The 12745-nt window shown below is 50.6% G+C and carries 7 protein-coding genes; 4 read left to right on the forward strand and 3 right to left on the reverse strand.

The features are described 5' to 3' along the window. Positions 1-153: 153 nt before the first annotated feature. The 3 genes from FYJ85_RS19275 to FYJ85_RS19285 all read right to left on the reverse strand — a co-directional run bounded on the left by FYJ85_RS19275 (position 154) and on the right by FYJ85_RS19285 (position 4200). Positions 154-609 carry an XRE family transcriptional regulator gene (locus FYJ85_RS19275; RefSeq protein ID WP_001071126.1) on the reverse strand — a complete coding sequence of 152 codons (456 nt, stop codon included), beginning with the start codon at positions 607-609 and terminating at the stop codon, positions 154-156. 81 nt (positions 610-690) lie between these two features. Next, a complete protein-coding gene (gene tet(W) / locus FYJ85_RS19280) occupies positions 691-2610 on the reverse strand; it encodes a tetracycline resistance ribosomal protection protein Tet(W) (RefSeq protein ID WP_000691721.1) in 1920 nt (639 codons plus the stop codon). Between the two features lie 360 nt (positions 2611-2970). Beyond that, positions 2971-4200, reverse strand: coding sequence for an IS4 family transposase (locus tag FYJ85_RS19285; protein ID WP_154420346.1), 1230 nt, complete (start codon positions 4198-4200; stop codon positions 2971-2973). A 525-nt stretch (positions 4201-4725) separates the two neighbouring features. Between FYJ85_RS19285 and FYJ85_RS19295 the strand changes: the two genes are divergently transcribed. Genes FYJ85_RS19295 through FYJ85_RS19310 form a run of 4 tightly spaced genes read left to right on the forward strand, consistent with a single transcriptional unit; the run spans position 4726 to position 12729 of the window. Beyond that, on the forward strand, positions 4726-5706 hold the full coding sequence (locus tag FYJ85_RS19295) for a DNA cytosine methyltransferase (protein WP_338116711.1): 981 nt from the start codon (positions 4726-4728) through the stop codon (positions 5704-5706). 9 nt (positions 5707-5715) lie between these two features. Next, entirely contained in the window at positions 5716-8874 is a 3159-nt protein-coding gene (gene drmD, locus FYJ85_RS19300; protein ID WP_154420318.1) for a DISARM system SNF2-like helicase DrmD, read from the forward strand. Beyond that, complete coding sequence (locus FYJ85_RS19305; RefSeq protein WP_206213329.1) at positions 8874-11354, forward strand: peptidase domain-containing ABC transporter; 2481 nt, start codon at positions 8874-8876, stop codon at positions 11352-11354. The genes drmD and FYJ85_RS19305 overlap by 1 nt, the downstream gene beginning before the upstream one ends. Further along, complete coding sequence (locus tag FYJ85_RS19310) at positions 11341-12729, forward strand: HlyD family type I secretion periplasmic adaptor subunit (protein ID WP_206213330.1); 1389 nt, start codon at positions 11341-11343, stop codon at positions 12727-12729. The genes FYJ85_RS19305 and FYJ85_RS19310 overlap by 14 nt, the downstream gene beginning before the upstream one ends. Positions 12730-12745: the final 16 nt, after the last annotated feature.

A 12745-nucleotide genomic window follows, 5' to 3' on the forward strand; every position in this document is an offset into this window, starting at 1 on the left:
TTTTTGTAATGCTGCAAAACTTTTCTTCTGTAAGGTATTCAAAGGATATTTCCCTTTGCCGCCGCTTGCATTAAGCCGCCGCTATTGGAAAGCCAAAAGCAGCGGCTTTTTTTACTCGGTATTACCGAAAAGTATAGAAAGCAGGATATGTCATCATTTGTCATTTCTTCTCAATGTAATAACTGCATGGCATATCAAGCCAAATACAAGAGAAAAACAGCCACCGCCAAATAGTGATGCTCCCCACCCTGCACCTGACATTGTCATAAAACCGCCAACAAAGAAAATACCAATGCCAAGAAATATACCAACACCATAAAAAAGTCCAATTGCCATATCGTACTTATTAAATTGTCGTTTCTCCTTTTTTTCATATGTTTCCATCTTTGTTATTACCTCCTTCGCAAAATCGTCCATGTTGACTCCAAAAAGAAAGCAAATTTTTTTCAACATATTTAAATCGGGTTCATTAACATCTCTCTCCCAATTCGATAGTGCCTGCCGGGTAACATTCAATTCCCCGGCTAGTTCTTCCTGTGTCATTCCCAATTGTGTTCGCAGATGACGTATTTGCTTTCCTGTTGTAATATTCGTCTGTTCCTGGTTCAAAATAGTTTCTCCTCTCTGATACTGATTTTATCAATGATATTTCGCAATAGCCAGCAATGAACGCTTGCATTGCGCAAGACGTTACATTATCTTCTGAAACATATAGCGCACCTTGTCCAGGCGGCTGTTTGGACGGCGGGGCTGGATGACTGGCTTGCCGACAGCGGCCTGATACCCTTTCAGTTCTGTAAGGCATACGCTCTGCCCGTTGGTGTAAAAGGCCAGATCAGTACGGTATGCCTGTATACAGCGGGCGGGAATCTCGCCAGTAAAGACAACTTCATCCTTTTTTACCTGGACCGTTTCGATGGTGGCACAGTATTTCGGTGCATCATGATAAGCCCTGGAAAGATATTCCCGGGGCGCATAGAGGGTGAAGGAGAGATAAGGTTCCAGCAGTTGCGTCCCTGATTCCTTCAATGCCTGTTCCAATACAATCGGGGCCAATGAGCGGAAGTCCGCCGGCGTGCTGACCGGACTGTAATAAAGCCCGTATTCAAAGCAAATCTTACAGTCCGTTACGTTCCAGCCGAACAAGCCCTGCTCCAGCCCGTAACGGATACCATCCCTGACAGCGTTTTGAAAACTCTGGTTCAAGTATCCCAGCGAAACCCGGCTCTCGTATTGTACACCGGAGCCAAGCGGGAGTGGTGTAACAGACAGTCCGATGGATGCCCAAAACGGGTTGGGCGGCACCTCGATATGGATGGTGTGGCTGGCTGCTTTGAGCGGCCGCTCCATATAAATGACGGTGGGTTCCTTTACCACTGTTTCAAGCTTGTATTTTTCCGACAGCAAAGCGGAAACAACCTCCAACTGCACCCGGCCCAAAAAAGAAAGAATGATCTCATGGGTGATGGAATCCACCTCGCAGCGCAAAAGCGGGTCAGTATCCGCAAGTTGCGTAAGAGCGTCCAGCAGCCGTTCTCTTTGCGCTGCCGTTTTCGGCGCAATCGACGTCCGCAGCATGGGGAGGGGGTCCTCACGCCACCTTTTACGAGGGAGCCGGGTTGGGTCCCCTAATACATCGTTTAACCTCACGCTGTCGCTGGGAAGGATAACAATTTCACCCGGATAAGCGGTGTCTGTCCGAACAATTTCCCCTTTGGATGGAATACGCATCTCTGTGATTTTCAGCTTTTCTCTCCCGGCCAGGGCCACCGTATCCCGCAGGCGCAGCGTTCCGCTGTATAGCCGTAGATAGACACGCCGCTGGCCGCAATCTGTATACTCCACCTTGAAAACGCTGCCGCATAGGGCGGCGCTCCCCTGTTCCCCAATCGGTTGGAACAGCCCTGTCACCGCATCCATCAACGGTTGAATGCCAAGGCCCTTTTTGGCGCTGCCATAATAGACCGGGAACAGGGAGGCGTCTTGAACCCGCCGCTGTTCCTCCCGCACAAGTTTTTCCCGGCTGATTGGTTCTCCTGCGATATACTTTTCCAATAATTTATCGTTATTTTCGATGACCGCATCCCATGCTTCTATGTCGGTATTTTCCTCCAGGACTATTTCCGGGGACAGCGACACCGTCTGCTTGATGATAATATCGGCGGAGAGCTTATCCCGAACAGACTGAACCACGCTCTGCAAATCAACGCCAGCCTGGTCGATCTTGTTGATAAAGATAACGGTGGGAATGTTCATTTTCCGCAGGGCATGGAACAGAATACGGGTCTGGGCCTGCACGCCATCTTTAGCGGAGATCACCAAGATGGCCCCATCTAAAACAGCCAAAGAGCGGTACACCTCCGCCAAAAAATCCATGTGGCCGGGCGTATCCACAATGTTGACTTTACATCTGTGCCACTGGAAGGAAGTGACTGCCGCTTGAATGGTAATCCCACGCTGCCGCTCCAAAAACATGGTGTCCGTCCTCGTTGTCCCTTTTTCGACGCTCCCCGGTTCTGAAATGGCTCCGCTGGCATATAGCAGGCTCTCCGTCAAGGTCGTCTTTCCAGCGTCTACATGGGCAAGAATTCCAATATTGATTATTTTCATGTGATTGTCCTCCCTTTACTGCCCCGAAGGGCATAAAAATCCCCAGCAGTAAAATACTTTTACCACTGGGGATGATAATTTGCGGACATACACATATACAGCATACACCTGTTTGTGAGTGCTGTTTTTGGGGATATGTCAAAATTGATAAGGCAAAAGTATTCTTAAATTGGGTACAAAAAACTAAGCCCCTACAAAAGGGACTATCATAATCCTTTGTTCCCACTATTTGATTATAGTTTTATTTACACTGCCGTCCCATACATCTTTGAAATTGTCATTTTTGTCCTCCTGTTTGAGCTTGCGTTGATTGTTTTTTTAAATTACCCATTTCCGGTTTTTCCTTTTCGTTGAGTTGGATTATAGTTGTGCGAATCCTGGTAAATATGCCTGTTCCGGAGCGCCTCGCATACGGACAGAGTCAGATGCTGTCCCACAACATCTGAGGACACTTCCCATATCCAGGCAGCGCCAGATGACTCCGCGCAAGGCAGTGAACAATCTTGTAAAAGTATGCTTCCATTCATTCTGCCATGCAATAAATCGGAGTAAAATATATGTGAGAAGAACCGTCCATATTTGCCAGCGCACCGCGTTCTCGTTGTAGCCAATGAAGTCTGAGAGTTGAAGAGTCTGCTTGATCTCCTTGAAGAAAACTTCAATGGCCCAGCGAGCCTTGTAGAGATCGCAAATAGAGCTTGCCGCCCAAATGAAGTTGTCGGTGATGAAGGTCATCCGTTTGGGCTTTCCGTCGACTTCTACGATTGCTTCGATCAGACGGAGAGTTTCAGGATACCAGACGGAAGTTCGTTGTCCGGTCAGTTTGATGACAACATCTCGAAGAATATTGAGCTTGGGTGCGCTGTGCTGTCCCACAACATCATACTTCATATTGTCCTTGGCGCGGGTGATCCAGAAAACGCCGCGTTGGGAAAGCCGCCAGAGGTGTTTGAAGTCGACATACGCCTTGTCAAAGATGACAATTTCACCTTCGTTGATTCCCACGCAAAGCGCCGGTGCTTCCGCCGAATCGTGAGTCCCGGCTGTTTTTACAAGAATGAAATTCGGCAGAAAGGAACGCAAATCCAGACGCAAATGCATTTTCGCCGCCGCTTTCCGCCTGCGGTGTTTTGCCCAATCCAGACAGTTGGCGATCAGCTGAATCGTTGTCGAATCAACCACATGGATCATCCGCTTGAAGCGTCTCGGTAACGCACAGTAGCGTCTGCCTTGAATCCGAAAGTTCGGACTGATCTCATTCAGATGAGCAAGAACTTCCCAGAACAGTTTTTCCGCCATGCCTGCGTCACGGTTCCGGTTCGCGTGGGACAGACCATTACGGCTCGGGGGAACGCAATCCCGAATTTTGCTTACCAGACCGCAATGATTTCGAAGCGTATCGCAGATGTCGTTCAGCCCCAGGGCATGCGTCAGCTGTCCGAAGACCAGAGCCAGAACATGACTCGTCGGGCTGAACACCCGAGACTGCCTGTCTATTCCGAACTCATTGGCAAGTTTCGGAATCAAATTTCGCGGAATCAACTTGAAAATTTGCGATAATACGGTCATTTTATGCTTTGATGGTTTCATGGATGCTCCTTGTTTTTTGCTGAAATATAAGTTGCATCCAGAACCATCATCTTTCAACTTTTTCTTTTCCTATGGGATGGCTGTGTTTTATTTAAGAATACCTTGCCGCATATTTTTTACTCCTTTTCTGGAATTGAATTATTATATCACATCAGTTTTAGGAAAACAAGTATCTAAAAGAAATTTTTCTTCCCCTTATATGTAACAATCATACCGGCTTCCTAACGTTCAGAATGGTTTCTACTGTCTGCTGCGGTGTTTGGTTGGAATTGTCCAGCCAAAAGCCGATCCGTGGTGTTGTCTGCATTTTACTAAATACAAATTCAATGTATACAGAAAGAAATATATAAGGAGTGGGAGGGATTCCGCCGTAGTCGGCATTGTAGGAAAATCCAAAAGTTTAGATTTTCTCAAAATGCTTATCTTTTGGTCTTTGGTTCGGAATAGTGTAGTGCTGGCGGTCTATCTATTGTTTTCGGTTGCTTGCTTCTTTACCGTACATGAGCATTAGATGCCGGTATCAAAGTGAAGGCGGGAGTTGATTTGGATCCGGTCTGTCAATATCCATATGAGCATAACAACGGCAGCAAATTTCTTGAAGAATCTGTGACTGACTTGCAGCCAAAGGAAATATGTGGATTCTATCGAAAAGGATGCTTACGACTCTTGGCAGGTTGCGCCCCATGTCAAACATTTTCAACGTACAATATGAAAGCCAGGAGCAAGGAGGACAAAGATAAAAAATGGTTCCTCCTGCTTGAATTTGCACGTCTGGTTCGAGAAATCCAACCGGAATTCGTGACAATGGAAAATGTCCCAGGACTTGAAGAACAAGATGTTTTCCAGACATTTCTCAAAACATTGCGGGATGCCGGATATCACGTGTCTCATCAAGTGGTGGCTTGTGCTGAATATGGCATTCCTCAACACCGACACCGCTTAGTGCTGTTGGCATCGAAACTGGGAGAAATTCATCTGCTGACGCCCAAGGAAATCGGGGCTAAAAGGAAGACAGTTCGACAGGCGTTTCGCGGACTTCCCCATTTGCGTCACGGGGAACAGTCAAAACAAGATCCGCTCCACCAAAGTTCCAAGTTGTCGGACATGAATCTACGTAGAATTCGCGCCTCAAAACCAGGTGGGACATGGCGGGATTGGCCAAGAGAATTGGTCGCAGATTGCCATAAAAAAGAGTCTGGTAACACATATGGCAGTGTTTACGGACGCATGGAATGGGACCAGCCAGCACCGACAATGACGACCCAGTTCTTCGGGTTCGGCAATGGGCGATTTGGTCATCCGGAAGAGGACAGAGCAATCTCGCTTCGAGAGGGCGCTATCATTCAGAGCTTCCCACGAAGCTACCAATTTTCCAAGCCAGATGAGCCGATTTGTCAGAAAAATATCGGTCGGCTGATCGGAAATGCTGTTCCAGTTAAATTAGGTGAAGTCATAGGTCGAAGTCTTGTCGCCCACGTCAATAAATTTTATACAAAGAAAAGGTAACTTTCTGTTATGCAGCCAGATAGCCAAAAGAATATAGCAATAGAAAATCTGCTTCCTGAGCCGGGACAACTGGTCGAGGTTCGTCGCAGACAATGGGTCGTTACGCAAATTGACAGCAACGGGCTGGCTCGCAATTTACGGGAACTTCAGCATCTGGTCACGCTGGAATCCATTGATGAAGATGCTCTTGATGAAGAATTGCAGGTTATTTGGGAAATTGAACCTGGCGCGAAGATTTTGGAAAAAGCCGGTCTGCCCGTCATTGGCGGTTACGATCCGAATTACAAGTTAGAGGCATTTTTGGATGCAGTTCAGTGGGGCGCTGCATCCAATGCTGATCGCCAATCCTTGCAGGCTCCATTCAGAAGCGGAATCACGATTGAGGATTACCAACTGGATCCCCTGGTTCGTGCCATCAGCATGGCAAGGGTGAATCTCCTGATTGCAGACGATGTCGGTTTAGGTAAAACCATTGAAGCCGGTCTTGTCATTCAAGAAATGATGATCCGTCACCGGGCAAGAACGGTACTTGTCGTCTGTCCCGCCAGTTTGCAGGTAAAGTGGCAGACGGAAATGCAGGAAAAATTCGGTTTGGAATTCCGTATTGTCGACACTGAATACATCAGAATACTTCGCCGGGAACGCGGTCTGCAGGCCAATCCCTGGACATCATACCCTCGGCTCATCACTTCCATGGATTGGATCAAGGGAGGAGAAGGACTGCGTCTTTTGAAAGATATTCTTCCTCCGCAGATCAGTTATCCAAGGATGTTTGATATCTTGGTAATTGATGAAGCCCACAATGTCGCTCCTGCGGCTGCCGCGGCATATTCTATCCCCAGCCAGCGCACTCAGGTAATTCAACGGCTCTCGCCCCATTTCTCTCATCACTTGTTTCTCACGGCCACGCCGCACAATGGCTATAAGGAGTCTTTTACCTCGCTTCTGGAACTTTTGGATAATCAGCGTTTTGCAAAAACTGTTGAACCGGACGAACAGCAACTTCAGCAAGTTATGGTTCGCCGACTGAAAAGCAACATTGTGGATGCCGCGGGAAAGCCTGTCTTTCCTACGCGAGAACTCCTGCCGCTTGAGGTGGACTATACAGAAGACGAGCGAAAAGTTCATGATCTTCTCCGCCAATTCTGCGAATCCCGGATGAAATCTGTCGGCGACTCACGCTATGCCTATGGGACCAAATTCGTTCATATCCTCCTGAAAAAACGCTTATTTTCCTCTCCTGCCGCATTTGCAAAAACGCTGGCGAAACACCGTGAAACGCTGGAACATGGAAAACACAAGGAGAAAAGCAACAATTTCGATGACCGCATTCTGCATCGTGCCATCATGAAAGCGGAAGAGGAGTTTTCCAACGAAGCGTTGGCAGATGAGGCTGCTGCAGAAGTCCTCGAACTCAACGCCGAACTTTCGGCCCCGCTTACTGAAAGTCAGCGTCAGCTGCTGGATGAACTTTCAGAATGGGCAGAAAACGCAAAAGATCGGCAGGATTCAAAATCAAAGGCTATTTTGCACTGGCTTAACATCCATTTGAAAACCGATGGAAAATGGAACAATAAACGGGTTATTCTCTTCACCGAATATCGCGATACCCATGCCTGGCTGCAAACGATTCTGGCTCACAACGGATTCGGTGGAGAACATCTGATGGTCATGCATGGAAGCTTGCTGCCGGAGGAGAGAGAAGCAGTTAAAGCCGCCTTTCAAACTTCTCCGGAAAATTCTCCTGTCCGGATTCTGCTGGCAACAGATGCCGCCTCGGAAGGAATTGACTTGCAGAACTACTGCAATTTCATGATCCATGTGGAAATTCCGTGGAATCCTAACGTTATGGAACAGCGTAACGGCCGCATTGACCGACATGGACAGAAGGAAAGTTCTGTGTTCATCTGGCACCCGGTGGGAAAAGGCTTTGAATCCACCGATACCAGTTGCAAGCCCGGCGATATTGCAGGAGACTGTGAGTATCTGATGCGTGCTGCCATAAAGGTCAATAATATCCGGGAAGATCTTGGCAGTGTTGGCTCCGTAATCGCACGTCAAATTGAAGACGCAATGTTGGGAAAAAGTTCTACCTTTGATGTTTCAGCTGCGGAAGAAAAACGCAAACGGGCGGGCAAGTATCTCGCCGCAGAAAAACGCCTGCAGGAACGAATCAAAAGGCTGCATGAACATTTGCTGGAAGCGGAAAATGATTTTCACTTGACCCCTCAGCACATTGCCAATGCGGTTCAAGTGGCTTTGGACATTGCGGGAAAACCTGCTTTAAAGCCTGTGGGACGTCCGGGTCTGCCTTCAGGAAGTGCCTTCGATGTCCCTGCGCTAAGCGGCTCATGGAGTCAGGCGTTGAACGGGCTGAACCATCCTCACACCGGAGAAAAGCGGGCGATCACCTTCGACCATGCTTTGATGAAGGGGCGTGAAGATCTGGTTCTGGCGCATTTGAATCATAAGCTGGTCCAGATGTCGTTGCGCCTTTTGAGGGAGGAAATTTGGAGCCTGGAAGATGTAAAACATCTCCACCGGGTGGCAATTAAAAGCGTTCCCGGAATTGAAAATCCGCAGGCGATAGTCTGGTCCCGTTTGGTTATTACCGGAGGAGACCATCACCGTTTGCATGAGGAATTGACTGTTTCCGGCGGAGAACTCCGGCATGATTCTTTCAGGCGTATTGCTACGCAGAAAGACTTGAATGCACTTTTGAACTCCGGTTCTGCGCTGGATAAGGTTCCTGATACCGCTTTTGCTGTTCTCAAAGAGCGTTTTCAACAGAATGAAACTTCTATTATGGCGGCTGTAGATGCCCGTTCACGTGACCGACTGGACACTTTGCGGAATACCATTGAGCTGCGCAAACAGGGGGAAATAAAAGATATCATCCACATTCTGGATGATTTGGATGCCAATATCCGCAGGGAACTGGACGAACCGGAAGAACTTCAGCTGACATTCGCTTTTTACAACGAAATGGAGCAGAATCAGCTGAAAAAGGACCGCAATGCTCTGCGTGCCCGGCTGGAACGGATTCCTGATGAAAAGAAACAGGAAACGGCAATGATCGAAAAGCACTATGCCGATCCCGAGGCGAGAACCTTCCCTGTGGCGGTCATCTTCCTCGTTCCGCAAACGAAAGCATGGGGGGCAAAATAATGGCAAGAAATCTTTCCAAACATGCCGAATGGCTTTCGCTGGTCGAAGTTTCCGGACCATTCCTGGCAGTCGCTGTATTGGACCGTGTGTTTCCGCAGGGATTGGAGGCAATCTATCCCGAAGCCAAGCGGCACATTCGTTCTGCGTATGAAGAATGGTGCGATGCTGTTTCCGAGGATGACAAGGATTTACAGGCGCTTCATAAGGAATGGGTGCATTTGGTAATTTCCGACTTTCTGGAGATACCGGACAAAGTTTTGCTGCCGGGAAATTCCGTTCAAGTTCCGTCAGATAACGGCGTCGGTGGCTATTCCCCGGAATTCGTGTTGCAGGATGAAGATGCCAAACCGAAACTTTTCGTTGGGGTCTATCCTCCGGGGACAAATCTTACCGCTATAGACAGACGCAGTGACTGGACAGCCTCTCCCCTGGACAAAATGACCAAACTCTGCCGGGTGAAGGACGTTCGCCTGGGACTGCTTACTAACGGCGAAGAGTGGATGCTTGTCAACGCCCCGAACGGCAAAACTTCCGGCAGTGTGACTTGGTATGCCCGTCTATGGTTCCAGGAACCGCGGACCTTGCAGGCGTTTTCTTCGCTTCTGGGGGTTCGTCGTTTCTTCGGTCCGGAAAACGAAACTCTTCCGGCGCTTATGGATGAATCGCTTGATTGTCTGGAAGAAGTTACCGACACACTTGGCGATCAGGTGCGCACAGCCGTGGAAGTTCTGATTCAAGGTCTGGATAAAGCGGATCAGGACCGCAACCGGGAACTCCTGCGCGATATAAGACCGGCGGAACTCTACGAAGCCGGACTTACCGTCATGATGCGGCTCGTTTTCCTTCTTTGTGCGGAGGAACGGGGGCTCCTGTTGCTGGGGACGGAGCTTTACGATCAGAATTACGCCGTTTCCACTTTGCGCAGTCAGTTGGCGAGCGAAGCGGATAAACACGGAGCAGAAATCCTAGAACGGCGGCACGATGCCTGGGCGCGTCTGCTGGCGATCTTTCGGGCCGTTTATGGTGGCTTGGAGCATGCCGAGGTGCGCTTGCCTGCTTTGGGCGGCTCCATCTTTGATCCGGATAAGTATCCGTTCCTTGAAGGACGAGCCAAGGGAACCTGCTGGAAGGAGTGCAATCCAACCCCGCTGCCCATTGACAACCGGACGGTTCTCCTGCTGTTGAACTCTTTGCAGGTGCTGGAACAGACCGGCGGCGCGATCCTGCTCTCTTATCGGGCACTGGACGTGGAACAAATCGGGCACATTTATGAAGGTCTGCTGGAACATACCGCTGCCCGTACACCGGAAATTACGCTGGGTTTGCGAGGCTCCGCCAAGGCGAAAAATCCGAACATCACCCTTCCGGAACTGGAATCGCTGGCGCTGGAACCGACCCAGCAGAGAAAGTGGAACGATACGGCGGCATATGCGATCACCCGGTACTTCCGGGTGGCCAAGATCTCCATGACGGCGCGGACGCTGAGTAATTTTCTGGAAAAGACGATGTTTGTGGCGATCATCTGGTTTGGAGCGAAGGCGGTGTTCGACGGGACGCTGTCGGTGGGAGCGCTGATTGCGTTCCAGATGCTCTCGGGACGGGTGACGGCGCCGCTGGTGCGGATTGTGGGACTGGTGCATGAGTATCAGCAGACTGCGCTGTCGGTCAAGATGCTCGGCGTTGTGATGAACTGTCCCGGGGAGCAGGTGGGCGGCTCGCTGCACCATCAGCTTCGGGGAGAGATCTCCATAGAGAATGTCTCCTTCCAGTACACGCCGGATGGACCGCGGGTGATCAAGGACTGCAATCTGCATATTGCGCCGGGGACGACGGTCGGACTGGTCGGGCGGTCGGGTTCCGGCAAGACCACGCTGACCAAACTCATTCAGGGACTCTATCCCCTTCAGGCCGGCATCATCAAGTTCGACGGGATCGACATCCGGGAAATCGACCGCTCGAGTCTGCGCTCCAACATCGGAATCGTGCTTCAGGACAACTATTTCTTCTACGGCACGGTGCGGGAGAATCTGACACTGACCAAGAAAGAGGCGTCGATGGAAGAGGTCATCTACGCGGCGCGGATGGCGGGGGCGGACGAGTTTATCCAGAAGATGCCGAAAGGCTACGATTCGATTCTGGAAGAGAATGCCTCCAATCTGTCGGGCGGTCAGCGGCAGCGTCTAGCGATCGCGCGGGCGCTGCTTCCGAATCCGCGGATTCTGATTTTCGACGAGGCGACCAGCGCGCTTGACCCGGAAAGTGAAACGCTTGTCCGGCGGAATCTGAAGATGATCGCCCGCAACCGGACCGTGTTCATCATCTCCCACCGGCTCTCGATTCTCTGCCGGGCCAACAAGATCGTGGTGATGGACAAAGGCGAACTGGTGGAAAGCGGAACACACCGGGAATTAATCGGCCGGAACGGCATTTATGCGGAATTCTGGCGTCAGCAGATGGGGACCGAAGATGATGAAATTTAATACAAAACCAAAAACGTTGAGGGAAGCGGAGGAGTTTCAGCCGGATGCGATCATGCTGGAGGCGCAGCGGCCGCCGTTTCCGATGCACGTGGTCTGGTTTCTGGTGGTGGCGCTGCTGTTTCTGATGATCGTGTGGGCAAGTCTGGCCAAGGTGGACAAGATTGTCGCGGCGGACGGACAGCTTACCACGGTGCGGCCGACCATCACGATGAAACCCTATGAACGCACCGTCATCAAGACTGTGAACATCCGGCCGGGACAGCGGGTGAAGAAAGGACAGGTACTCTTCACCTTTGATCCGACGCTGACGGAATCGGACTATGCCAAACTGCTGGAACAGCGTCAGAGCCTCAATGCGCACAAGCTGCGTCTGGAAGCGGAGCTGGTCGGCTACGACAAGCCGTTTGTTCTGCCGGAGAACCCGGATCAGGACATGAAAAACCAGCTCGGCATCTTTGAAGCAAGAAAGCTCTATTACCGGGAGAAAATCCGGTCCTACGACGAAAATCTGATCCGGTATGAAAAAACGCTGAAGGCGCTGCAGGAGAGTCTGACCCGCTACGAGGGACGGAAAAACGCCATCGGGAAAATCGAGAAGATGATGAGCGATCTGCAGAAGAAAAACATCGTTTCGCTGAAAGACCTTCTGCAGACGCAGGTCTCCTTTCTGGAGATGGCGATCCAGATCGACCAGCAGAACGTGCAGATCGTGGAAAACCGTCAGCAGATCCAGACCATTCTGGCGGAAAAGAATGCGTTCATCAAGGACTGGTACCGGCAGATCATGGAGGAGCATGTCAGCGTGAAGCGGGAGCTGATTTCGGTCAACAAGGATATCCCGAAAGCGGCGATGCTGGACCGGCAGAGCGAGCTGCGCTCGCCGTGCGACGCGGTGGTTCATGAACTGGCGCCGTTCCAGGAGGGATCGGCGGTGCAGGAGGCGGAAGCGCTTGTCACACTGATTCCGCTCAATGTCCCGCTGGAGGCCGAGGTGGACATCCCGGCAAAGGACATCGGCTGGGTCAAACTCGGCGACAAGGCGAGAATCAAACTGGATGCGTTTCCGTTCCAGCAGTGCGGAACTCTGGATGGAGAGGTGATCTACATCTCCCAGGACGCCTTCCACAAGGGGGTCCAGAGCACCGAACAGATGGAGGAGACCGACGCCGGAGGAAAACCGAGCAAAGCCTCCATGGGAGCGACCTACCAGGCGCGCCTGAAGATCTCGGGCGAACTCAAGGGACGCGGCAAGGACGCGCCGCTTCTTGCGGGTATGCGTCTGAAAGCGGAGATCAAGGTCGGGAAACGGACCGTCATCAACTACCTTCTCAATCCGTTTGTCAAAGCGCTCAGCGAGGGGATCCGGGAACCCTGATCGCCCGGAGGGGGTA

It is taken from the genome of Victivallis lenta (assembly GCF_009695545.1).
In the GTDB taxonomy this organism is placed as follows: Bacteria; Verrucomicrobiota; Lentisphaeria; order Victivallales; family Victivallaceae; genus Victivallis; species Victivallis lenta.